The organism is Porphyromonas sp. CAG:1061 (genome assembly GCF_000435035.1).
Lineage (GTDB): Bacteria > Bacteroidota > Bacteroidia > Bacteroidales > Porphyromonadaceae > Porphyromonas_A > Porphyromonas_A somerae.
Window position 1 is genome coordinate 43,404 of sequence record NZ_HF988918.1, and the last position, 25,009, is coordinate 68,412.

At 40.7% G+C, this 25,009-nt stretch carries 22 protein-coding genes; 18 read left to right on the forward strand and 4 right to left on the reverse strand.

Going from position 1 to position 25,009, the window contains the following annotated elements; genetic code table 11:
* The 9 genes from QVO39_RS05405 to QVO39_RS05445 all read left to right on the forward strand — a co-directional run.
* On the forward strand, window positions 1-662 hold a 662-nt coding region (locus QVO39_RS05405), incomplete at its 5' end, for an S-adenosylmethionine:tRNA ribosyltransferase-isomerase (RefSeq protein ID WP_288171809.1).
* Window positions 655-2,358 (forward strand): MATE family efflux transporter, encoded by a 1,704-nt coding sequence (locus QVO39_RS05410; protein WP_021903335.1) that lies wholly within the window; start codon window positions 655-657, stop codon window positions 2,356-2,358. The genes QVO39_RS05405 and QVO39_RS05410, both read left to right, overlap by 8 nt.
* Entirely contained in the window at window positions 2,339-2,605 is a 267-nt protein-coding gene (locus QVO39_RS05415; RefSeq protein ID WP_021903336.1) for a hypothetical protein, read from the forward strand. The genes QVO39_RS05410 and QVO39_RS05415 overlap by 20 nt, the downstream gene beginning before the upstream one ends.
* 43 nt (window positions 2,606-2,648) lie before the next feature.
* Window positions 2,649-4,010: a tRNA (N(6)-L-threonylcarbamoyladenosine(37)-C(2))-methylthiotransferase MtaB gene (mtaB, locus tag QVO39_RS05420; protein ID WP_021903337.1), complete on the forward strand. Its 1,362-nt coding sequence runs from the start codon at window positions 2,649-2,651 to the stop codon at window positions 4,008-4,010.
* A complete protein-coding gene (locus QVO39_RS05425; protein WP_021903338.1) occupies window positions 3,994-4,926 on the forward strand; it encodes a lysophospholipid acyltransferase family protein in 933 nt (310 codons plus the stop codon). Before mtaB ends, QVO39_RS05425 begins: the two co-directional genes overlap by 17 nt.
* Entirely contained in the window at window positions 4,923-5,927 is a 1,005-nt protein-coding gene (locus QVO39_RS05430) for a glycosyltransferase family 2 protein (RefSeq protein ID WP_021903339.1), read from the forward strand. The genes QVO39_RS05425 and QVO39_RS05430 overlap by 4 nt, the downstream gene beginning before the upstream one ends.
* Window positions 5,924-6,790, forward strand: coding sequence for a hypothetical protein (locus QVO39_RS05435; protein WP_021903340.1), 867 nt, complete (start codon window positions 5,924-5,926; stop codon window positions 6,788-6,790). The genes QVO39_RS05430 and QVO39_RS05435 overlap by 4 nt, the downstream gene beginning before the upstream one ends.
* Window positions 6,791-6,825: 35 nt before the next feature.
* On the forward strand, window positions 6,826-9,456 hold the full coding sequence (locus tag QVO39_RS05440; RefSeq protein ID WP_021903341.1) for a valine--tRNA ligase: 2,631 nt from the start codon (window positions 6,826-6,828) through the stop codon (window positions 9,454-9,456).
* A 79-nt stretch (window positions 9,457-9,535) separates the two neighbouring features.
* On the forward strand, window positions 9,536-10,876 hold the full coding sequence (locus tag QVO39_RS05445; protein ID WP_021903342.1) for an MATE family efflux transporter: 1,341 nt from the start codon (window positions 9,536-9,538) through the stop codon (window positions 10,874-10,876).
* A 732-nt stretch (window positions 10,877-11,608) separates the two neighbouring features.
* On the opposite strand, the gene QVO39_RS05450 is transcribed toward QVO39_RS05445, so the two are convergent.
* A complete protein-coding gene (locus QVO39_RS05450; protein ID WP_018028043.1) occupies window positions 11,609-12,127 on the reverse strand; it encodes a helix-turn-helix domain-containing protein in 519 nt (172 codons plus the stop codon).
* Between the two features lie 622 nt (window positions 12,128-12,749).
* Here QVO39_RS05450 and pepE point away from each other — a divergent pair.
* Genes pepE through tpiA form a run of 4 tightly spaced genes read left to right on the forward strand, consistent with a single transcriptional unit; the run spans window position 12,750 to window position 16,029 of the window.
* On the forward strand, window positions 12,750-13,460 hold the full coding sequence (gene pepE / locus QVO39_RS05455) for a dipeptidase PepE (protein ID WP_018028042.1): 711 nt from the start codon (window positions 12,750-12,752) through the stop codon (window positions 13,458-13,460).
* Between the two features lies 1 nt (window position 13,461).
* Window positions 13,462-14,025, forward strand: a complete 564-nt coding sequence (locus tag QVO39_RS05460; protein ID WP_018028041.1) for a DUF1599 domain-containing protein — start codon at window positions 13,462-13,464, stop codon at window positions 14,023-14,025.
* Window positions 14,012-15,271 carry a BT_3928 family protein gene (locus QVO39_RS05465; protein WP_021903343.1) on the forward strand — a complete coding sequence of 420 codons (1,260 nt, stop codon included), beginning with the start codon at window positions 14,012-14,014 and terminating at the stop codon, window positions 15,269-15,271. Before QVO39_RS05460 ends, QVO39_RS05465 begins: the two co-directional genes overlap by 14 nt.
* Before the next feature lie 2 nt (window positions 15,272-15,273).
* Window positions 15,274-16,029 carry a triose-phosphate isomerase gene (gene tpiA, locus QVO39_RS05470; protein WP_021903344.1) on the forward strand — a complete coding sequence of 252 codons (756 nt, stop codon included), beginning with the start codon at window positions 15,274-15,276 and terminating at the stop codon, window positions 16,027-16,029.
* Window positions 16,030-16,100: 71 nt separating this feature from the next.
* Here the strand turns inward: tpiA and purB are convergent, their stop codons facing one another.
* From purB to QVO39_RS05485, 3 genes are all read right to left on the reverse strand, one after another.
* Entirely contained in the window at window positions 16,101-17,447 is a 1,347-nt protein-coding gene (purB, locus tag QVO39_RS05475; RefSeq protein WP_021903345.1) for an adenylosuccinate lyase, read from the reverse strand.
* 15 nt (window positions 17,448-17,462) lie between these two features.
* Complete coding sequence (locus tag QVO39_RS05480; protein ID WP_021903346.1) at window positions 17,463-18,647, reverse strand: MalY/PatB family protein; 1,185 nt, start codon at window positions 18,645-18,647, stop codon at window positions 17,463-17,465.
* Window positions 18,648-18,988: 341 nt separating this feature from the next.
* The gene (locus QVO39_RS05485) at window positions 18,989-19,201 is read right to left on the reverse strand and encodes a hypothetical protein (protein WP_288171812.1); all 213 of its coding nucleotides are present in this window, start codon (window positions 19,199-19,201) and stop codon (window positions 18,989-18,991) included.
* Window positions 19,202-19,500: 299 nt separating this feature from the next.
* Between QVO39_RS05485 and QVO39_RS05490 the strand changes: the two genes are divergently transcribed.
* The 5 genes from QVO39_RS05490 to QVO39_RS05510 are packed head-to-tail and all read left to right on the forward strand — an operon-like array spanning window position 19,501 to window position 25,004.
* Window positions 19,501-20,502, forward strand: coding sequence for a glycosyltransferase family 2 protein (locus QVO39_RS05490; protein ID WP_021903348.1), 1,002 nt, complete (start codon window positions 19,501-19,503; stop codon window positions 20,500-20,502).
* A 14-nt stretch (window positions 20,503-20,516) separates the two neighbouring features.
* Window positions 20,517-21,791 carry a hypothetical protein gene (locus QVO39_RS05495; RefSeq protein WP_021903349.1) on the forward strand — a complete coding sequence of 425 codons (1,275 nt, stop codon included), beginning with the start codon at window positions 20,517-20,519 and terminating at the stop codon, window positions 21,789-21,791.
* A gap of 6 nt (window positions 21,792-21,797) precedes the next feature.
* Window positions 21,798-22,946 carry a glycosyltransferase family 4 protein gene (locus tag QVO39_RS05500; RefSeq protein WP_021903350.1) on the forward strand — a complete coding sequence of 383 codons (1,149 nt, stop codon included), beginning with the start codon at window positions 21,798-21,800 and terminating at the stop codon, window positions 22,944-22,946.
* Window positions 22,939-24,048 carry a glycosyltransferase family 4 protein gene (locus tag QVO39_RS05505; RefSeq protein ID WP_021903351.1) on the forward strand — a complete coding sequence of 370 codons (1,110 nt, stop codon included), beginning with the start codon at window positions 22,939-22,941 and terminating at the stop codon, window positions 24,046-24,048. Before QVO39_RS05500 ends, QVO39_RS05505 begins: the two co-directional genes overlap by 8 nt.
* Entirely contained in the window at window positions 24,042-25,004 is a 963-nt protein-coding gene (locus tag QVO39_RS05510) for a glycosyltransferase family 8 protein (protein ID WP_021903352.1), read from the forward strand. The genes QVO39_RS05505 and QVO39_RS05510 overlap by 7 nt, the downstream gene beginning before the upstream one ends.
* Window positions 25,005-25,009: the final 5 nt, after the last annotated feature.

Consider the following 25,009-nt stretch of genomic DNA (forward strand, 5'->3'; position numbering starts at 1 on the left):
CTCGTGAAGAGGGTAGTGTGGCAGCACCTACGGCTGGCCTTCATTTTTCAGAAGACCTGCTTTCAAGACTCAAGGAGAAGGGGGTAGACCAGATCCCAATAACTCTGCACGTAGGTGCAGGTACTTTTTTGCCCGTGAAGAGTGCTACAATGGGAGGGCACGAGATGCATACTGAGGTGATTGAAGTACGGCTCTCATCTCTCCAGTCTATTTATAATGCACTCCTCGAAAAAAGGCCTATAGTGTCGGTAGGCACGACCAGCACCCGCACTTTAGAGAGTTTGTACTATATGGGTATTCAGGTTATAGAGTCGGCAAATGACCCCCTCAGTGTACCTCAATGGATACCCTACGAAACAACAACCTCTACTACAACTGAGGAGGCGATAAAAGCCTTGATAGACTACCTGGAGGCCAACGGTGTTGATCGATTGTTTGGGCAGACCCAATTAATCATTGTTCCTGGATACGCCTATAAGCTGGTTGATTATTTGATTACCAATTTTCACCAGCCCAATAGCACTCTGCTATTATTGGTAGCTGCATTCATAGGGAGCGATTGGCACAAGATATATGACTTTGCTTTGCGTAATGATTATCGCTTTCTAAGCTATGGAGATGGCTCATTGCTCAAGAAAAGACAGGTAAGCTCAAATGTCTGAAACCAGTGCGATAAATAGGCGAATACTTAAACTCGCTCTGCCTAATATACTGAGCAATCTCACAGTACCTCTTCTAGGGATTGTAGACCTCACGCTCTCAGGACACTTGGAAGATGCCTATGCCATAGGTGCCATAGCCATAGCTACCACTATGTTCAATCTCATTTATTGGAATTTTTCGTTCCTTAGAATGGGTACTACAGGCTTGACTGCACAGTCTCATGGAGCTGGCAATCACCTCGCTATGGGTAGGAACCTCACCCAATCGCTGTTGATTGCTTTGATGGGTGGGGTATTTATCTTACTATTGCAGCAGCCGATATTAAATCTCACTTTATTGATTCTTAAGCCAGAGGGTGGGCTTATTTCATACGCCACGATCTATTATGATATAGTTGTATGGGGAGCACCAGCCGTATTATGCACATTAGCCCTCAATGGTTGGCTTATTGGCATGCAGAACACCTGGTATCCGATGGCGGTTAGTATTATGACCAATGTCACTAATATCGCCATTAGTGCCTGCTTGGTGATATTGGGGGGAAAAGGCATCACCGGCATTGCTACTGGTACCCTTGTGGCACAATGGCTTGGTGCTACATCACTGCTGATCGGAGCCTATCTGCTCTATTTTAAGAAAAATCGTGTCTCGCTACCGAGAAAGCTAGAAGAGCTAAAGGTGGGGCTACGCAGATACTTTGGCACCAATCTCCACATATTTCTGCGTACTATACTCATCTCATTGATTTCGGCCTTTTTCACCTATGCGGGGTCTACCCAAGGGGCTTTGATACTGGCTGCAAATGCGCTTCTATACCAGGCCTTTACCTTCTTCAATAACTTTGTTGATGGCTTTGCATTTGCAGGTGAAGCAATTGTAGGACACTATTATGGGATGAAAAATAGGCACTTGCTTACAAAGTCGGTTAAATTGCTGATAGTATGGGGCGCTGCATTTGCATTAATAACTAGCTTGCTGTATTTCATTATTTCGGAGCCTTTTCTTGCCTTTTTAACTGATAAGGAAGAGGTGATCAATATTGCTCACAACTATTTGATTTGGGTCTACCTATTGCCTGTTATGGGTTTCCTCGCCTTCTTATACGATGGTGTATTTGTAGGGATTACTGCGACTCGCGAAATGCTCCTAAGTATGTTGTTTGCTGTTGCGGTATTTTTTGCTCTCTATTTTACGCTACCATTAACAGATGTCAATCATAATCTTTGGGCAGCCTTTGTTATGTACTTATTGGCGAGAGGTGGGTGCCAAATCCTTATGTCTCGGAAGATGGTTGGGCTAGGCAAGCCCTTTGAGTATGTCTACACGCTCTCGGTAGGGACCACCTATTTGGATTCGGAAGAAAAGATAAAGAATTATCTCGCAACTGAATTTCCAAGCAGTCAGTTCTCTAGATTTTACATCACCGATGATATATCAGAGTACTCGTCAAGAAAGTACCTAAATAGCGTGCTACGAGTGGAAAGCTCCCTTACACTAGATGAGATGATTGCAAAGACAAAGCAAATTGAATCTCAATTTGGGAGGAAGAAAGAGCCCTCTGGTGATGTAGCTCTGGATATTGATGTGGTGCTTATGGATAGCCAAATACTTCGAAACAAAGACTTTAATAGAGATTACTTTCAGATCGGATATAACGAGATAAAAACAATACAATATGGACAAGAAAACTACTAGGCGAGTTTATGGCTACACCTGTAGCTACTTGCTTTTAACACTTTCGCTACACATTGCCAATCATTTCTTCTTTGAGAGTCATTTCGTACAGTACCTTGCACTATATATACCTCTTATGATGCCTCAACACATGATGTTGTTAAGGCAGAAAAGCAAAATGGTTTTTGATGACACTACCTATCTACTGATGTTTATATTTATGATGGTTGTCTCCATGGTCCTTTACACTCTTTTCTTCTTCCTCTGAACGTCCTATTCTATAGCCAAAAAGTGTTATCTTTGCATTACGTATGATGATAGATAATGTAGGAGATAAAGGAAACCTCATAGGCAAGCGTTTTGTATTTGAAACGTTGGGGTGTAAACTTAACTTTTCTGAGTCGAGTCACTTGTCTCGTGCTTTGATTGAAAAAGGCATGAAGGTTGCTGACTCAGGAGAGGTGGCAGATATATGCTTGGTAAATACTTGCAGTGTTACAGAGGTTGCCGAAAAGAAAGGGCGTCAACTAGTTAGGCGCCTTCATAGAGAGCATCCAGATGCACGCATAGTAGTTACTGGTTGCTACGCTCAGCTTAACCCAGAGGCATTTTTAAGTCTGGAGGGAGTCGATTTGATTATAGGTGCTCGAGATAAAGGGCGTTTACTAGAATATATTGAAGGGCTTGAGAGTAGGGGAGTAGATGGTCACTTAGTACATACCCCTATTGAGGAGGTCGATTCATTTGAGGCCTCTATATCAAGTGAAGGCCGCACCCGTCACTTCTTAAAGGTACAGGATGGTTGCGACTATAGATGTAGCTATTGTACTATTCCTAAAGCTCGTGGGAAAAGTCGGAATGGGACGATAGAGGAACTAGTAGAATTGGCTCGAGGAGTAGCACGCAGTGGAGGCCGTGAAATAGTTCTTGTAGGTGTAAATGTCGGGGACTTTGGACGTAGCACTGGGGAGCAGTTTATTGACCTTTTACGCGCTTTAGACGAAGTAGAAGGGATTGATCGCTATAGAATATCCAGCATTGAACCTAACCTTATTACGGATGAAATCATTCGCTTTGTGGCACACTCTAAGAGGTTTGCTCCTCACTTTCACATTCCGCTCCAAAGTGGTAGCGATGAGGTGTTGAAGCTCATGCGTCGCCGGTACAATAGATCGCTTTTCAAGCACAAGGTGATGCTTATTAAGGAGATAATGCCTGATGCTTTCATAGGGGTAGATGTGATTGTAGGAATGCGTGGCGAGTTGGATGAGTATTTTGAGGATGGACTCAATTTTATCAGTGAATTACCAGTCAGCAAGTTACATGTCTTTTCGTATAGTGAGCGCCCTGATACTGATGCGTTAAAGATCCAGCCGATAGTTCCTCCCGAAGTCAAGCACCAAAGAAGCCAAAGATTGTTGGAGCTGAGCGATAAAAAACATGTTGCCTTCGTTCAATCACAACTTGGTACTCAGGGAAGGGTATTGGTGGAGCATCACGCATCTGGTGCTGATGGTCAGTGGCTCTATGGATATACTGGTAACTATGTTCGCGTGCGTCTTCCTTTCCGATCAAATATAGAAGGGCGCCTTGTGGAGGTGAAGTTACACGATATAATTGAGGGCGACTGTGTAGTTAGTGGCTCATTTATAGACGATGAAAGAACTGAGTAAAGGGGAAATTTGGCGAGGGAAGCTATTGTATTCCCTATTACGACTAATCGGATATTTACCTAGTTGGTGGCACTATGGTATGAGTTGGTGCATCTCATATCTACTTCAATATGTGATTGGCTATCGGAGGAAAGTTGTACAAGCGAATTTAGCAAATTCCTTCCCCGAAAAAAGCAAGGCTGAGCTCCGAAAACTTGAGCGGGCTTTCTATCATCACCTATGCAATGTGGGAGTAGAGACGGTGATGCTAGCTGCATTTGGAGAGCGTCGGTTTAGGCGTCACGTGTGTATTGAGAATCCTGAGCTGATTGAGGAACTGCACAAAGAGAATAAGCGCATCTTTTTCTTACTCGGCCATTACGGTAATTGGGAGTGGTATACTGGATGCCAGTTGCTGCTACCTGTGACTGAATTCAACGTTGCTTTTGTGCGACAGAAAGGTGCTTGGCACTATGTTCTATCAAAGCTTAGAAGCAAATTTGGCGCTCAATTGATGGATAAGTGGGATGCAGCAAAGATTATTCTGCACCAACGAAACGATAATAGCAATAAGACCTATATAATGGTGGCTGATCAAGCTCCAGGCATTGAAGGAGCAGAGCTTTTCGTTGACTTTCTAAACCAATACACAGCAGTAGTCACTGGTATGGATCGTCTTGCGAAGATGCTAGGAGCAGCGGTAGTGTATGTAGATGTGGAGCGTCCGAAACTTGGAAAATACCGACTTAAGCTTGTAGAAATGACAAGAGATGCTAGTCAGCTCCCCAAACACCAACTATCAAAAGACTTTATGCAGCTACTGGAAAAGACCATCAGAAGAAAGCCTGAGTTATGGCTTTGGTCTCACAAACGGTGGAAGGTGACTCCAGAGCTAGTTAAAGAGCGCTTTCCACATAAAGATATAGAAATGGCATGAAAGAGATAGCCATAGTAGTACTTTCATGGAATGCACAACCATTATTGGAGCGGTATTTGCCTGATTTAGTACAGCATACCCCTCTAGATCTTGCTGATATTATACTAGCAGATAATGGTAGTAGCGACGCCTCTGTAGCTTATGCTAAAAGTCTTGGCGTAAAGGTAATTGAGCTAGGAGAAAACTATGGTTTTGCTAGAGGTTACAACGAAGCAATAGCTCGCTTGGAGCATAATTATGTACTACTACTCAATAATGATGTGCGAGTATCTCCAGGCTGGCTCGAACCCCTCTACCACTTCATGGAAACCCACAGGGATGTGGTGTCAGTACAGCCAAAGATAAGATGGGATAGAGCTCCTCAAAGCTATGAATATGCTGGGGCTGAAGGTGGATATTTGGACTACCTCGGATATCCTTTTTGTAGAGGACGTATTTTTGAGACACTTGAGAAGGATCACGGGCAATACGGCTTAGAGCCTAAAGAGGTCTTTTGGACGAGTGGGGCAGCAATGTTAGTTCGCAGGAGTGCCTATATTGATGCCGGAGGTTTTGATGCTTCGTTTTTTGCTCATCAAGAAGAAATAGACTTATGCTGGCGATGGCGTATTGCGGGGCATCGACTATATGTAGTACCTGAAAGTACTGTGTATCATTATGGTGGTGCTTCGCTAAGTAGCACAGATCCTCGTAAAACATTTCTCAACTTTCGCAATAACCGAAAGATGCTCTATAAGAACCTACCAGATAGTAAACGCTTTTGGATACTATCAGTGAGGTGGTTGTTGGATCTAGTTGCCATGGCCACTTTTATGGTACAAGGTAAATGGGGGGATGCTAAAGCAGTTGTGAAAGCACTTCGAGCCTATCGTAGTATGGAGAAAACCGTCTCTAGAGATAGTGAGGGCCGAGACGTAGCCTTTCAAAAGCTCTATAAAAGATCACTGCTAATACGATATCACATACATCGCGAGAAAACTTTTGACCAACTGAAAGTATGAAAAGAATATCAATACTCATCTGTAGCACACTACTTTCCTCAATCCTCATAGTGGGCTGCCAAAGTAAGGCTAAAAAGGGAGCTGAGCAGATGATTGCGACAGCGGATAGTTTGATAAATATTGATGCACTAGACAATGCTTTGGAATGGCTGGATAGTGTGAAAGTGGTATACCCGAATGAGGTTGAGAGCCGACGTAAAGCCCTAGAAAAGTCCAGGAATATTAGACTCGAACTGAGTCGCAGAGACTCTCTAGCTTCTGTAGAACGTCTTAGTCTTCTTGAAGCCTTTACCGATAGTCTATATCAACAGTTTAGACTCATTCCGGCTAAAGATATGCCTGATGAAAACATACTTCGCTTTAGAGGATACGACCCAGCCTCCAAGGCACCAGAGTCGCCTTTTATCGACGCTTATATAGCCAGTAATGGTACTCTTGAGCTAATTGCATCAGCTTCAAGTACTACCCAGTTAAATATAGTCTTCATTCGCATCTCTGACCGTGCCAATGACACTTATATACTTAGCGACACGCTGCAGTACGATGGGGGGCTGAATTATAGGTATAGCAATCTCGGTCGCCATTACGAACGACTTACTTTTGCGGGGAAAAGGGGAATGCCTTTAGGACAATTTGTAGCCCTAGCTCCAAGTAACTCTAAACTAGGTGTAGAGTTTTGCAATGAAAAAGGAAAAGCAGTGGTACGCTTTGGTCTAAATCAAGAGGCTAGGGTGGCCATTACCAATAGCTACAAGTATGTAGCTGCATTAGAAGAGATGAAAGATATATATATATCACTGAACAAGCATGAAAAACGGCTTCAAAATAGTCTGAATCTAAATAGTGAGGAAAAAATAAGGTAACTTTGTCCAACTGAACATCAAATAGCTATAAACATATGAATAAGGAATTAAGCGCAAAATATGACCCATCAGAGGTAGAATCGAAGTGGTACGACTATTGGATGAGATACAAGCTGTTCTCCTCTAAGCCAGATAACCGACCACCCTACACAATCGTAATGCCACCACCAAATGTCACAGGTGTGTTGCACATGGGTCATATGCTTAATAATACGATTCAAGATATATTGATTCGCCGAGCAAGAATGACTGGCTACAATGCTTGCTGGGTACCTGGTACGGACCACGCTTCTATTGCAACGGAAGCAAAAGTTGTGGAGCGACTAGCTAGCAAAGGGATCAAAAAGAGTGACCTCTCTCGTGAGGAGTTCTTAAAGCATGTATGGGAGTGGACCCATGAGCATGGCGGAATTATCATTGAGCAACTCAAAAAAGTCGGTACCTCATGCGATTGGGATCGTTTGGCCTTTACCATGGATGAGACACGTAGCAAAGCGGTAATAAACGTTTTCTGCGACCTTTATCGCAAGGGACTTATCTACCGTGGTGTCCGAATGATTAATTGGGATCCAAAGGCTAAAACAGCTATTTCAGATGAGGAGATTATTTATCACGAGACGGAGAGCAAGCTATACTATGTTCGCTACTTTGTTGAGGGTGAGGCAGATAGGTATATTGTAGTAGCCACGACACGTCCTGAGACTATTTTCGGAGATACTGCCGTTTGTGTTCACCCTGATGACGAGCGTTATAAGTGGCTTGAAGGCAAAAAGGTAATAGTGCCAGGGGTAGGGCGTGCCATCCCCATTATTCACGATGAATATGTAGATAGAGAGTTCGGTACAGGATGTCTTAAAGTGACTCCTAGTCACGATGTCAATGACTATATGCTAGGTCAGAAGTACAACCTTCCTGAGCTAGATATATTTAATGACGATGGTACTCTCAACCACTTAGGTGGCAAGTACGAAGGCGAAGATCGCATGGACGTGCGCAATAGCTTCATAGAGGAGTTGCAGGGCCTTGGATTAGTAGAAAAAATAGAGAACTACACCAATAAGGTGGGACTTTCTGAGCGTACTCATGTGCCTATAGAGCCAAAGCTCTCTATGCAATGGTTCCTCAAGATGAAGGAATTGGCTGCACCTGCATATCGAGCTGTAATGGAGGACGATGTGCAGTTGGTACCAGACCGCTTCAAGGGAGTGTATGCCTCTTGGATGGAAAATGTAAGGGACTGGAACATCTCTCGTCAGCTTTATTGGGGGCATAGGATCCCCGCTTACTTCCTTCCTGACGGCACTATAGTGGTAGGAGAAACTCCCGAAATAGCTTTGGAAGAAGCAAGAAAACAGACTGGAGATCGAAGCCTTGAAATGAAGGATTTGACTCAAGACCCCGATACACTAGATACTTGGTTCTCATCTTGGCTGTGGCCTATTTCCCTCTTTGGTGACCCTCTGGAGAAGCATAATGCAGAGTTGGATTATTACTACCCAACTTCTGACCTCGTAACAGGTCCTGATATCCTATTCTTCTGGGTAGCTAGGATGATTATTGCTGGCTATGAGTATAGGGGAGAAAAGCCATTTAAGAATGTCTTCCTTACTGGGATAGTGCGGGATAACTTGAGGCGTAAAATGAGTAAGTCTCTTGGTAATAGTCCTGACCCACTAGAGCTAATTGATAAGTATGGGGCCGATGGAGTACGTATGGGACTTATGACGGCGGCTTCGGCTGGTAACGATATTTTATTTGATGAGGGATTGGTGGAGCAAGGACGTAACTTCAGTAATAAGCTATGGAACTCCTTCCGTCTAATCCAAGGCTGGGAAATAAGTGATACTATCACTCAAGAGGAGGCTCAGAAAGCTGCGATTGATTGGTTCGAACAACTTCTTAGGAAAGAAGAGACTATTCTTGCCGATCACTTTAAGAAGTATCGTATCAATGATGCTGCATTATTGATGTACAAGCTAATTCGTGACGACTTCTCCGGGACTTATCTTGAGCTGATTAAGCCCCCTTATGGTGCTCCAATAGATAGAGCTACCATCATGGCAACGAATCGTTTTTTCGAAGAACTTCTGAAGCTGCTACATCCATTCATGCCATTTATCACTGAGGAGCTATGGCAAGCGATAGCAGAGCGACAGGAGGGAGAGAGCATTATGGTAAGCCAGGTAAGAGAGCTACAGTCCTTCGATGAGAAGGTTATAGCACAGATGGAGAGAGATCGCTCTATAATTACACAAATACGTAACTTGAGAGCTAAGAAAAATCTATCTCCAAAGGAAGAGTTAGAGCTACATACAGAGGCTAATCTTTCCGACGTTTCAAAGGCAGTTATTACCAAACTTGCTAACATTACTAGCTACCAACACCAACAGCCACGTGAAGATGCAGAAATGGTTACATTCCAGATTGAAACATCTCTCTTTGGGATACCTGTAGCAGGACTTGTCGATGTGGTAGCAGAAATCGAAAAGCTGAAGGCAGACCAGGAGCACCTGCAAAAGTTCCTCAAAGGTGTACAGAGCAAGCTTAATAACCCTAAGTTTGTCGATAAGGCTCCAGAGGCTGTTGTTGCCATGGAACGTAAAAAAGAGCAAGATGCAATTACAAAGCTTCAGACTATTCAAACGAGACTTGATAGCTTGGAATAAGTTTGTAGCTTTATAAATGAGAAGAGTAGGGCAGAATACCATATAATTGGTATTTAGCCCCTCTTTTTGCTAAAGTAATATGATAGAAGGGAAAATAGACCTATCAACGAAGGAGATTCTTAGGCTATCTTGGCCAGTCTTTATTTCACTAATTGCCCAAAATCTGATTGGAGTGATTGACACTGCATTCGTATCTAGGGTTGGTGAAGTAGAGCTTGGTGGAACTGCTATGGGAAGCCTTGTTTACTTTAGCATATATACTGTAGGGTGGGGGCTAGCAAGCGGCACTCAGATAATGATTAGCCACCGATACGGTGCCAAGAAGTTTAACCAGATAGGAAGGGTTTTAGGGCAGAGTATCAGACTATTGTTACTTGCCGCATTACTTGTCATGGCACTAGGCTTCTCACTCGGCCCAAAGCTCTTCAACTCTCTGCTAAGTAGCGAGAATGTGGCTAATAGTGCTGTAGACTATTGGACTTATCGTAGCTTCGGCTTTCCATTTGCCTTTCTTGCCTCTACCTTTCGTTCTTTTTTCGTTGGCATATCACGTACTAAGGTATTGACCCTTAATTCAGTGGTAATGTCCATAGTCAATATTACCCTTGATTACGGACTTATTTTTGGCAATTTTGGCCTCCCAGAAATGGGGGTTAAAGGTGCTGCTCTAGCAAGTGTGATAGCGGAATTTTCTTCGCTTGTCTTCTATTTCTTGTATACATTGTGGAGACTAGATGGAAACTTCTTTGGCCTTAATAAGGCAAATCTGATGGTATGGGACAAAGGCCTCTCAAAGCAACTATTTGGGCTTAGCTATTACCTTATGCTACAGGCCTTTGTGAGCCAAGCCGCATGGGCAATATTCTTCTTTATGATTGAAAGTTTGGGAGAGCGTCAGCTGGCAGTGGCATCTATCACAAGACAGCTGTACGTGCTTTTCTTTATACCACTCAATTCGTATGGTACAGCAGTTCGCACTACAGTCGGTCATATTGTTGGTGCTGGTATGATAGATGAGCTATGGAGCTATTTATTGAGAGCTATAAAGCTTTCATTCGGCACCATGCTGATCTTCTTTACATTCGTACAGCTTTTCCCTGAGATACCATTGCGTATTTTTACAGACAATACGGACTTAATCCAATCCTCTGTACCAACCCTTAGGGTGCTTGCCACAGCTGCATTAATAGCATCAGCTGGTAATATGTTTTTCAATGCGGTTAGCTCAAGTGGTAATACGCGTAGGGTATTCCAGATAGAGATGCTCAATGCATCTTTCTATCTGATTTATGGTGCTACAGTTGTCTACTTACTTAATGGCACAGTGGCAATGTGTTTTACTATCGAGATCATCTACTTCCTTTCAATCGCACTAATGAGCTATAAGTCTATGAAGCGACTTATAGAGAAAAACTCATAACAACACACATCTAAGAGCATTCCTTTTATTTCTCTTGGGTTACTCACTAAGAATGTGTGGTCGTTCATCTCCTTTTTATTGCCTGGAATTGTAGGCTCCACAAATAATTGACACTATGCTACTTAACATAACACCTATTATAATAATAGTAGGAAGGAGATGGAATGTTCCATATAATTGCCCTATTTAAGCACTATCTATATTTTTATTAGCAAGAATAACAGAGGCATAATATCTCATTTAGTGCAGAAGACCTATTTCTGTAATAGACTTTTATTTCTCAGTAGAGAATGCTCAATGGAACGTTAATATGTCTGGTGTTACTTATAAGAGATACAACCATGGAGGCTCCTATTTTCTGGAGCGATACCAGCGCCAAATCTATTTTCCCAAACAAAGAACACTGTAACTTTCCTGAACTTTTCCAACTGAAAATAAGTGAAAAAAGTAGCTAAAAGAGGGCTTCTGAAACTCTCTTCCTAACCTACTGTAACCCAATACTTTATATAAGCGTCAATTGAGATGCAACTAAGTAATCGGCGAGTTGCATAGCTAAAAGAGGGCTTCTGAAACTCTCTTCCTAACCTACTGTAACCCAATACTTTATATAAGCGTCAATTGAGATGCAACTTTTACCCTACTTGCATAAGTAATTATATACCCCCAATTAATTTCAATTCTTAATTGCATATTAATATAGGAAGAAGAAATATGATTAGTAGGATATATAGCTTACTCAGTGGAATGAGTAAAGGTTTCGAATGTATTATCATCGTAATAAACGATTATTTTGGTGATACTTCTTTTCACCTCAGACATTACTGTCTGTTTATCAATAGTAGTAGAAGTTGAATTATCCTGATTAGGCTCCGCAGTATTATTTCTTAATGGCTCAGAATTAGCACTAAATAGAGTTCGCTGAGAATTCGACCCGACGAAAGAGGGCTGGGAAAGGTTATCATGCGAAAGAGCTTCTCCTGAAGCAACATTAGTATTACTCGTTGAATTAATATCTTTAGTTCGTTCTCCTTGACCACTACGAATCCACTCCTCATTATAAATGGGAAATGCAGAGAGAATTTGATACATCACCATTGGACTAATATTATTTCGCCCCTTAATGACGTGATTTAACGTAGAAGTTTTTATCCCAGTTAATTCTGAAAATTCAGCTTGAGTAAGTCCTTCATCATTGATAATGGACTCTACTCTTCTCCCCTGCTCTACTAATTTTTCCTCTCTCTCATCCATAGAGTATTGTGAATTGAGATTTACAATATAAATATACTTGAAATGTATACAATGTGAATGTGAATTCACTGCAAAGTTAAACTAAATATATCAAATAAACAACCCAGATAAATATGAAATCGACCACTTCAGCTTAATGCAACTGCTAAAGCCTATAATGAATATATGTTATATTTATAATAGATTAGCAATTAAGTGCTTGTGGGATTTAGGCGGCCCCGTCATTGATGCGTTCGCATTACATTGGTTTTTGTATTCATATACGTCTTAGAATAGTTGTATATAATATTGAAAATAGATTGGAAATCATATAGTTATACATTTGTTCTTAATCGGTTAGAAGTGAAATAACGCGTGTTTTCGCATTGGCTTAAATTGCTTAATTTCTAGCTCGGGTAAAGAAATGGTTATCTATACGATAAATTAACAATGGGACTTTCATTCATAATTATATACTCAATAGATTTCAAATGTGAATGAAAAATGGATTTATTCACACATATATTTATTTACAATGTGAATTTATCTTGTTTATTTGCGGCAAGTGACTTAGGCATTTGAAGAGGGCAAAGAAATTGTTATCTTTGTAGAAGAATGTTTAATCCATAAATATGCTTTAATTATGAGACTCTTATTAATCAGCAATTCTGCTTCCCCTGGTGAACAGTATCTAGAGAAGCCAGCACAAGATATCGCAACATTTCTTGGCAATCAGAAGAAGAATGTGGTTTTCATCCCTTTCGCAGGAGTGACCTTTAGCTTTGATGCCTATGTTGATAAGGTCAATAAAGCTTTGTCGGGCGTAGGTGTTGAGGTCAAAGGCGTTCATACCTTTGATGACCCTATTAAAGCTGTAGAAGAAGCTGGTGCCATAATGGTAGGCGGAGGTAATACTTTTCAGCTTGCAAAGATGATGCAAGAGCAAGGTCTTATAGAAGCGATTAGAAAAAAGGTAATAGATGGTGGTGCTCCCTATGTAGGTTGGAGTGCTGGTAGCAATGTCGCGTGCCCTACTATCTGTACTACGAATGATATGCCGATTGTAGAGCCATTGAGCTTTAATGTCCTCAATTTAGTTCCATTCCAGATTAATCCTCACTACCTTGATACCCACCCTTCTGATCACGGAGGTGAGACACGAGAGGTCCGTATTCTTGAATATATTGAAGCCAATCCCACAATGTATGTAGCAGGGTTGAGGGAAGGCTGTCGTTTTTTAGTGGAAAATGGCAAGATAAAGCTTATTGGCGTTAGGACACTTCGTGTATTCAAAAAGGGCAAACAGATTACTGAGTATAGCACAGCGGATGACATTCAATTTTTAATGGAATAAAATGGCAGATTACAAAAAGACGGAGGAACAATTTGAAGGGGTGCTTTCAAATTGCAAGACGCTTTTTATCCACAAATTCAAGGATTATGGTGCTTCTTGGCGTGTAATGCGCCCTACTGCTATCACAGATCAAATCTATATTAAAGCTCAAAGGATAAGATCTGTGCAGGAAAAGAGGGAAAACAAGGTCGGAGAGGCTCTTAAATATGAGTTTATAGGGATCGTTAACTATGCGATTATGGGATTGGTTCAGCTAGAAAAGGGATATACTGACCAACCTACTGAAGATAAGGATCTACTCCTTCAGTGGTATGGTGAGTATGCTGCTAAGGCTAAAGAACTGATGTTTTCCAAAAACCATGACTATGGTGAGGCGTGGCGTAGTATGCGTATCTCCAGCATTACCGATATCATCCTTCAAAAGATATTTAGGACTAAGCAGATAGAAAATAATCAAGGAGCTACAAAAGTGAGCGAAGGTATTGATGCCAACTACCTTGACATGATCAATTACGCCATTTTCGCTCTAATAAAAATTAGTGAAGGATGTGATGCAATGGATTAAGTCAAAAAAAATATTGACTACCACTCTTCAGATTATAGTGGGCTTGGTCTTTGTCTTTTCTGGACTTATGAAAGGTATAGACCCAGTGGGTACCGCAATAAAAATTGGAGAGTACTTTAGCAGCTTCGGCATCCATTCCAATCCTAGTGTAGACCTTGTCTTTTCTGTAGCGCTTAATCTTTTTGAGAGTACGCTTGGCATAGCTCTTCTCTTAGGATTTAGACCATCAAAGACGAGAGTCGTGACACTTGCATTGATGGGGGCAATGACTCTGCTGACTCTCTATATCTATATTTTCAATCCTGTCACAGACTGTGGTTGTTTTGGTGATGCCATCACCATTAGTAACAAAGCTACGTTCTGGAAAAATGTTGTACTCCTTTCATTCGTTATCTACCTATATTTTAATGGAGACCATTGGTATCATTGGTTAAATGTGAAAGGCAATAATTATGCTCTACTTGCAGGAGTGATCGTTTTTCTAGGCTTTAACCTTGCGAATATCAAACATCTTCCTATTATAGACTTCCGTCCATATAAGGTTGGAAGCGACCTTATGGAACTGACCACTACTGGTGGATCGGAAGGAGAATACATCTACAACTTTGTCTACCAAAAAGATGGCGTTGAAAAGGTATTCGGAATTGATGAGCTCAATGACTTAGACTCCACTTGGATATTTGTGAGGGACGAGATTGAAGTTATCAAAGAGGCAACTAGGCCTCTAGGTGCTGACTTTGTACTCACTAGAGAAGATGGCAGTAATGCGATGGAGGACTTGGCTTATCAAGAGAGTGAAGCTATTTTAGTTATTTCCCCTGATATAACAGCGGTTCAACCCAAAATGCTTGAAGAGATGGTTGAAAAGTCTCCATACCCCCTACTCCTTGCTATGGGCAATACAGCTGATATCTGGAGCGATCCAAGGTATACAAAGCTTGAGAAGAGGTTTGCTGAAATCTTTTTTCTGGATAAAACTACAGCAATAACTATCGTACGTAGCAATCCAGGGGTTTTGCTGATTAAAGCAGGAAAAATTGTGGACAAACTATCAGGTAGTGACTTTGACTCTGCGTTAAATAGAGGAGTTATTAAAAGTAATTCACCTAGCTTAGGCCATCCGATATATAGCAGATTTGATAAGTTTGGTTTTATTGGGATACTATCAGCTTTATATATACTTATCACCCTCTGTGGTGGCATTATTAGAAGGATAAATATTGTAAAACGTAAGAAAGAGAAATGATTATGAGAAAAAACATTGTTGCCGGCAACTGGAAAATGAACACCTCACTCCCTGAGGGCATTCAGCTAGCCAAAGATGTACGTAGCTCTATTGAAGGTAAAAACCTTAACTGCGAGGTGATTCTAGGCGTACCATTTACCCACCTTAGCGAGGTAGCAAAGGCTGTAGCTGGTAGCCCTATCAAGGTAGCTGCTGAGAACTGTGCTAACGAGTCAAAAGGCGCATTTACTGGTGAGGTATCTGCTGAAATGGTTGCCTCTACTGGTGCCACTTATGTAATCCTTGGGCATAGCGAGCGCAGGCAATACTACCATGAGACTTCTGCTATTCTTAAGAAGAAGGTAGAGCTTGCTCTAGCTAATCAGCTAAAGCCAATATTTTGTATTGGAGAGGTACTCGAAGAGCGTGAGGCGGGTAAACACTTTGAGGTGGTAGAGCGTCAGGTAAAAGAGGCTTTATTTGATCTATCTGAAAGTGATTTCAAGAATATTGTATTGGCATACGAACCTGTTTGGGCCATTGGCACTGGCAAAACTGCCACGAGTGATCAAGCCCAAGAGATCCATGCACACATTCGCAAGGTAATAGCAGATAAGTATGGCAAGTCTATTGCTGATAATACTACCATTCTGTATGGCGGAAGTGCCAATGGTGGCAATGCTAAGGAGTTATTTAGTAAACCTGATGTAGATGGTGGACTTATTGGTGGAGCCTCACTCTCATCAGAGAAGTTCCTACCAGTAATTGAAGGGTTTTAATCACCCCATCTTATAACTAACAAAAAGAGGGTTTGGAGAGACATCTCCAAACCCTCTTTTAATATGATTAATTAGCAATATACTCCAGTATAACTTCGTGGCGTAATTTGCTTCATTTCCTTCTTGAGCTCTTCAGAGATATCAAGATTATCTATGAAACGATCCAGCTTTTCACGTGTCAGCACCTCATTATTCCTTGTAAGCCCCTTAAGAGCTTCGTAAGGATTAGGATACCCCTCTCTACGCAAAATGGTCTGAAGCGCTTCTGCCACTACAGGGAGTGCATTATCTAGATCCTCAAGTATAGTCTCCTCGTGTAATAATAGCTTATTTATTCCTTTCTTAAGGCTATTAAAAGCGATCAAACTGTGAGCAATAGGCATTCCGATATTTCGCATCACGGTGCTATCTGTGAGGTCTCTCTGAAGGCGTGATATTGGTAGCTTATGAGCCAAATGCTCACAATAGGCAATGGCTATTCCTAGATTACCCTCAGCATTCTCAAAGTCTATAGGGTTCACCTTGTGAGGCATTGCAGAAGAGCCTACTTCACCCTCTTTTATCTTTTGCTTGAAATACTCCTCAGAGATATAGGTCCACATATCCCTTGCAAAATCAATAAGTATCACACAAATCCTCTTGATGCTATCCAGCAATGCTGCGAGATTGTCGTAATTTGAGATTTGTGTGGTATACTCCTCTAGCTCCATGCCCAGGTACTCTTCTGCAAAGGTATGGGCAAACTGCCGCCAATCAATCTCAGGATAAGCAATGTGATGGGCATTCATATTTCCTGTAGCTCCACCAAACTTGACACTTTGTGGTACAGACTGAAGTAGTTTTAATTGCTCAGAAAGACGATAAACATATACGTAAATCTCTTTGCCAAGTGTTGTGGGAGAAGCAGGTTGCCCATGAGTACGAGCCAGCATTGGTATCTCTCTCCATTCATTTGCCTTCTCAGTAAGTTCGGCAATAATCTCCTCCAACATTGGACACCAAACATCTTCAAGAGCATCTCGAAGCATCATTGGCTGTGAAGTATTATTGATATCTTGTGAGGTAAGACCAAAGTGTACAAACTCTAGTACTGGAGCATACTTTTCATCACTAAGTCGTTCCTTAATGAAATACTCAATTGCTTTTACGTCGTGGTTTGTGACAGACTCAATTTCCTTTACACGCTGCCCATCCTCAGTAGAAAAGCCTTCGTATAGCTTTCGCAATTCATCTCTAATCTCATCTTGTTGTAGTAAAGATAGTCTTTCAGGTAGCTCATTTGATAAAGCTATTAAGTACTCCACCTCTACCTTAACACGATACTTCATTAAGGCATACTCTGAGAAGTAATTCTCTAGCTCATTAACCTGCTTTCTATATCGTCCATCAATTGGCGATATTGCTTTTAGTGAATTCATAATTCCCTTATATTATTATACATTTAATTTCTCCACAGCACTTTTAAGTCGTTCCATCACTTGCGTAAGCAATTGGCGAGGACAACCAATATTCAATCTCATAAAATAGTCTCCTCCTGTACCAAACATAGCTCCATCATTTAGGAAAAGCCCAGCCCGCTGAATAAAAAACTCATTGAGTTCTTCAGTGCTAGATAATCCTAATCCCCTACAGTCCAAGAAAATAAGGAAAGAGGCCTCAGGTACTATCATTTTAATCTTCGGTATATGCCTGGCTAAGTAGTCTTGTACATATGCTACGTTACCTTGAATATACTCAGTACATTCATCAAGCCACTCAGCTCCTTGCTTATAAGCCGCAGCTATTGCATCATAAGTAAAGCAATCACCAATACCAAGTCCATTATTATCAATATATGAGTAGACTGCATCTCTTAAGGATTTATCCTTAATGTATAGATGAGACCCGACAACTCCAGGCATATTAAAAGCCTTAGAAGGAGCCATAAGTGAAATACCTATTTTGCTTGCCACTTCAGAGACAGATGGAAAAGGGATATGCACAAATTCTTTATACGTAAGATCGGCATGAATCTCATCACTTAGGACTATCGTATTGTATTTAATAGCCAAATCTGCAATCCGTTCCAGCTCTTCGCGACGCCAAACCCTACCACCAGGATTATGGGGATGACAGAGTAGGAATACTTTTGCCTCTTGCATGCCCCACTCCAGCTTATCCCAATCCAATTCATATCTCTCATTGTGTAACTGCAAAGGTGCCTCTACCACTTTCCGTCCACTATTGATGATTACCTGTGCAAAAGGATAGTAAACTGGTGGGGTGATGAGTATTTGATCACCTTTATCCGTTAAGCATTCAAGCAACTTATAAATCCCAGAGACAATGCCTGGGATATACTTAATCTCATTATCGGCGGGTTTGAATCCATATTTTAGTTGAAACCAATTGCATATAGATTCATAATAGTAATTGGGAATAGTACCATAGCCAAGAATCGGATGCTCCAGACGCTTCCTGATCGCCTCGGCAACAAAAGGTGGTGTTGCAAAATCCATATCAGCGATCCATAGCGGAATGACTGAATCATAGTCGCTTTGAAAGGTACCAAAGCCGTCATACTTCACGCTATTGGTGCCCTTTCGCTCAATCGGTTGATCAAAACTAAACTGTGGCATCTCTAATATCTATAAGTCATAACTAGTTGCTTCAAAATTACCAATAATTATTGACCCACAATAGATTTAAGGTTGCATAAGCTGTTAGACGACCAATTATTTTCAGATAACACCTATTCACCCACCTTTTTTGGTTCAAATCTCTATTTTTCTCACACATCAGCTCGACAGTCTCTTTATCTCTAAATTCTACCTGTACATCTCCTACATTCATTATCACTACCTTTGCTTTCAGAAGAACTGATTTGTGGAGCATTCCCTTTAATGGCATTACTACCCTTTGATTGTGTGTCAGACTCAGCAGTGTCGGTAGTTACACTGTTGCCAGTGGCGGGTTCGGTTCAAATCAGTTCTTTGTTTTTTGCGTATTCTGGTCTAAATACATCAGCACTGTTAACCTCATAATATCCACTATTGTCAGATAACTCAACAAACAAGGTCTTGCTTTTACCATCTGACATCTCTAAAAGATATGTAGGCTTGCCATTTGCTCTAATCTTGCCCCTTCTTATAGCAGTAAACCCTTTTGCTACTGCTTCAAAATAATCAATCACACTTTTAAATCAGCAAGATGCAATGTGTTTTAGACTACAGCCCCAATTGTTGAATAATCGTCATTCTTTCTTTCTCTTAATCTAATAGAACCAACTTTAAGCCCCATATCACTGCAAATCTCCCCAAGCTCACATCTCCACGACTGTTCGATTACACATTAATACTCGACTTCACCTCACCAATATCCACACCATCCGATCTTTCAACTATCCATTAGTGATTGTGCCTAAGATGACTTTCACCACCCACCTCAAAATTATTCCTTATCTTTGCAAGTAGAAGATAAAATCTGCGTCTTATGCAAAATTGTGACAATATACAAAAAGTACGTTCTTTCCCATTAATTTCTGTGCTGATGCCAGTTTATAATGGTGAAAATACGATTCAAAGAAGTTTGGACTCGCTCCTAGATCAGGGGGCAATTCCTTTTGAACTCGTAGTAGTTAACGACTGCTCTACTGATAACACCCTGGAGGTTCTTGAGCAATTTTCGATTAATGCCCCTAAACATATTAGCGTAAAGATTATACAGCATGAAGAGAATGGAGGTGTTGCTAAGGCTAGAAACACAGCCCTATCTCATGCAATTGGAGAGTATATTTTATGGCTAGATGCAGATGATTATTATGCTCCGAATTCCTTTGAACAGCTACTTTCTATCCCGCAAACCGATGTTGTCGGATATAGCTATTATCTGCAGAATGAGACAAAATCAAGGCTTATTGACTGTCCCAAACCTAATACACCCGAAGCAGCTCTGAAATTGATCTGTGAAGGGAAAATGAAATGGAACTTATGGGCCTTTATGATAAGGCGGGAGCTGATCGTGAGAGAGGATATACACTTCCTTTCAGGGTATAATATGGGTGAAGACCTCTACTTTATGGGGCAGGTATTGCTCTATGCTAAAGACTTTCAAATGCTAAACGCCCCCCTTTATCACTATATGACATCTAACGAAGCCTCTCTCACTAAAAACTATAATAATAAGCACTACGATGATATCGCCACAAATATTAAAGCTCTAGAGGAAATAATGGCAAAAGTCAGTAGTCACGATTACACTGATGATATAAACTTTTTGAAGCTCACCCTTAAGCTTCCTTTTCTATATTCTAGAGATGCTAACCAATATAAAAAATGGCAGGAATTGTTTCCAGAGGCTAATCTCTTTATAGATGAATACCCGTCAGATCATAAATATAATCAATGGCTTCAGAAGTGGGCTATGAAGGGACAATTTTGGTTGGTAGATCTATTTAATTATGTTTATAAGATAGCTTATAGATTGAGATATTAAGAGAGATAGAGATCATGAATAACATCCTTTCGCTTAATAACATTGCCAAAGCTATAGGCACTATTATATGTGCTCTAGCAGTTGATTTTTACCTTTTCCCAATTAACTCTCTAGGTGTATACGGTGGACCTAATACTAAAGTGGTGCTAGCAATAGTTGGTACAGTCTTATTCCTGATTGGCATTTTTAATGAAAAGAAAAATACCATTCCACTGCAACTCATATTCGCAACCCTTATAGCTTTTTTATTTTCGACTATTAATTATCTCTCTACTGAGATTAATGCCACTTCAGACTATGGCTATAGCAATTATTTTGTCTCATTTTTTACTTGGACTTTTTCGGCCTATACTGTAGCTGAATTAATTCGTGTAGTGCATAGAGAGGTAAATCTTAGGCTAATTACTAGCTATTTTCTTGCAGTCTGTCTCTTTCAGTGTGTGATTGCCTTGTTAATTGATAATATTCCAATGGTGGCATATATCGTTGATAACTATCTTACCACTGGCAACCAATTTGTGAAGGAAGGGGGGAGGCTATATGGGATAGGTGCATCACTAGACCCGGCTGGAGTTCGTTTTGCAATAACACTTACGATGGCCGCATTTGTAATGACACAGGATGAGCTAGTATATGGCTCTTCTAGTAGTATGAGGTGGTTTATCTGCTCCTTCTTAATCATATCAATCATTGGTAATATGATTTCACGTACTACACTTATAGGAGTAGTGATCGGTCTGATTGTTATAATCGGTTCTTATTTCGCGAATTATAGAAATGGCAAGATATCTCTCCAGCCTATGATTAATAGCTTCCTTGCTATTTTAGCCATTTCAATTTTGGCAAGTATACTGATCTATAATGTGAGTGCAGAGGCTAGAAGCCTATTCCGCTTTGGGTTTGAGGGATTTTTCAGTTTCTTTGAAACTGGAGTGTGGCAAACAGGAAGTACAGATGTGCTCCAAACGATGTGGATATGGCCTACAGATTTACAGGGGTGGATCATTGGTTATGGGATATTTGAAGATTGGTATTTTGGTACAGATATCGGATATTGCCGATTTGTATTGTATTCTGGATTATGTGGTCTGACTATCTTTGCGATATTCTTTATCTATCAGCTTCTCTCTTTTTGCAAAGCCATTCCAAACTATAGGTTGCTTTTTATTTTACTATTAATCATTGTCTTTGTAGTTTGGATAAAAGTATCGACCGACATTTATTATGTTGTTGCCCTATTCTACTGGCTAGATGAATTTCAGTCTAAATATAAAATTGCAGCTGTTTAACAAAGTATGGAAAAACGTAATATCAAGCTTGTCTACTGCATAGGAGGGACCTATAACTCTGGAGGTATGGAACGCGTGCTTTCGAACAAGGCAAACTGGCTGTCGTCTCACGGATATGAAATTACGATTATCACCACAGAGCAGAGAGGACGCAATGCTTTTTTCCCTCTCAATCCAAATATTCAGCAAATTGACTTGGGCATTAATTACGAAGAAAGCAAGGGGATAGCAGCTAAGCTTTTTTCATACCCATTTAAACTCTTAAAGCATAAAAGCATTCTCTCCAAACATCTGCGATCAATTAGGCCCGACATAGTTGTCTCACTCTTTGACAATGGGTCATCTATCATTCCAAAAATTAATGATGGAAGCAAGAAAATCCTTGAAGTCCATTTTTCAAGATTCAAAAGGAAGCAATATGAAAGAAAAGGATTATTGGGCATCATTGATCGCATATTAAGCAAACAAGATCTTAAAACAGCTAAGTCATACGACCATTTTGTAGTTCTTACAAACGAGGACAAAGGCTACTGGGGTATGGATAAAAATATAAGCGTTATACCTAATGCTCTAAACAATACATTCAGAAATATTGATTTAAAGGAAACAGAGAGAACCAATAAGATTATAGCTGTTGGACGACTGGCACACCAAAAACACTTTTCTGAATTAATACATATTTTCAGTGCTATACACGATAAGGCACCTGATTGGGGCCTTGAAATCATAGGTAATGGTCCAGATAAAGATAGGCTCCAGAAATTAATTGATGGTCTTGGTCTCAAGAGTAAAGTGACGCTATCACCTGTTACTTCCACTATTCAGGAGAAGTACCTCACAGCGGGTATATACGCAATGACTTCTCGTTACGAAGGACTTCCGATGGTGCTTTTAGAAGCCCAAGCTTGTGGGTTGCCAATAATCTCTTACGATTGTAAGTGTGGTCCAAAAGACATTATCAATGACGGAATTGATGGCTATATCATTCCAATGGGCGACCGGCAGTTATTTGCTGATAAACTACTTGAGCTTATTAAAGATCAAGAGTTAAGACTACGCATGGGAAATGCAGCAGTAGTTTCTTCAAAGAGATTTGATGAAGAAAGAATAATGAGGCTGTGGACATCACTTTTTAATAAGATTCTATATGAATAAGCAGTTAATCGTAATTTCAGCTGTAAATATTAATACAGGGGGTACGCTTGAGATATTAAATAATTGTCTCGAGTACCTATCCACTCAGGTTGATCACCTCAGAGTCATCGCTATTGTACACGATAAAAAACTAGCCCTATATGAAGGTATTGAATACATTGAAATTCCATGGGCTAAAAAGACTTGGATGCACCGTCTTTGGTGTGAACATATTACCCTAAAAAAACTCTCTAAAAGGCTCTCTTCAATCGATCTTTGGCTTTCTCTACATGATACAACACCAAATGTTGTTGCTAATAAAAGGGCCGTATATTGCCATAATCCATTCCCCTTCTATAAGGGAAGTATTAGAGACCTTTGCCTTAATTACAAGATATTCTTCTTTGCATGGCTATCAAAGAATTTTATCTATCGACCCAATATAAAGAAGAACGACTTTGTGGTTGTACAAACTCAGTGGTTTAAGGATGCATTTGAGAAGTTATTCGGTTTGTCATCTGAGAGAATTATCGTATTCCCTCCAATGATGCCAATAAGAAATGACAAAATTAGGCCAGCAAACAATTCCAGGACTACTACATTCTTCTACCCTGCGGCTCCAAATGTACACAAGAATTTTGAACTACTCTGTCAAGCTTCAAAACTGCTAGAAGAGCAGATCGGCAAAGGAAGGTTTCAAACCATTTTGACCCTCAAAGGAGATGAAAACAGGTATGCAAAGTATCTATACAGCCGATGGGGCGAAGTCAGCTCTATCTCTTTTGCTGGCTATCAAAATCAGACTCAGATGAGGGAGTTATATGACAAGGCTGATGCACTTGTCTTTCCCTCTAAAGTGGAGACCTGGGGACTTCCTATTACAGAATTTGGAAGATATGGTCGCCCAATTTTACTAGCAGATTTACCCTATGCTCACGAAACTGCTGGTGGACTTTTACAGACAGCCTATTTTTCTCCTCATGATGCTAATGAGCTAGCTAACTTAATGAAGAAGGTTATTGAAGAAGCATATGGAAGTTTTATGCCCACACCTATAACCAACCCTACCCCACCCATTGCAAATACCTGGGATCAATTATTTAATCAATTGCTTCAATGCTGAATACGACTATGCCACTTCCTATTGTTGTTTGCTACACGACCAATTTTGTAGTCCCTGCAGCTACTACCCTACTATCAATCATTGAGAGTGCAGACCCTAATACAACGTACCATATCATCTCACTTGTTGAAGCTCCGCTATCCCCTTCTATTGAGCAGGGCATAAAAGGATTAGACAGGAGAGGTATCGTGTCTGAGTGGACCTTTATATATATGTCAGGTCGCGTGCCAAGTGCCTATTTTGGATCGTTCTCCATCGGGTCACTATATAGGATTTTGATTCCTGAGCTTCTTCCAGAGTATGATACTGCTCTTTACCTAGACTGTGATATTATTGTGCAAAACGACCTCTCCAAGCTCTTCTCTATAGACCTGGGTGAAAACTTATTAGGAGGAGTACGGGAGACATTAATAGGGGCTAATATAGATCACTTTAAGTCTCTTGAACTTAATGACCCCACATGGTACATCAATAGCGGGTTCCTTTTGATGAACCTCAAGGAGATGAGGAGAGTGAATTTCAGCAAGCAGATGATGGATCTGCTACAGACGGAGAGGGCAAAGAGCTTTGTTTTTCCAGATCAAGATGCCTACAACATCTTAGGACACGGCAAAATCATATCCCTACCCCCCTACTACAATAGTATACGGACATTCTATCCAAGTATATACAAAGATGCTTTTTTGAAGCTATATACAAATGATGACTGGAAAGCAGTACACCGTCATGGCAATGTGCATTACACCTCTGCTAAACCTTGGAAAGGATATGCCATCCAATTTGATAAGTGGTGGGACTACTACATCCACCTTCCAGAGTCGCTAAAACAACAAATGGAGGTGTCAAAAAAAGCACATAAGTTGTACAACATTTGGAAAACTCCAATAGTTGGGCAAATATTCCAAGGACTACTCAAAGCTAAAGACACTCTGACCACACTACTGAAAAAGAAGTAATAGCT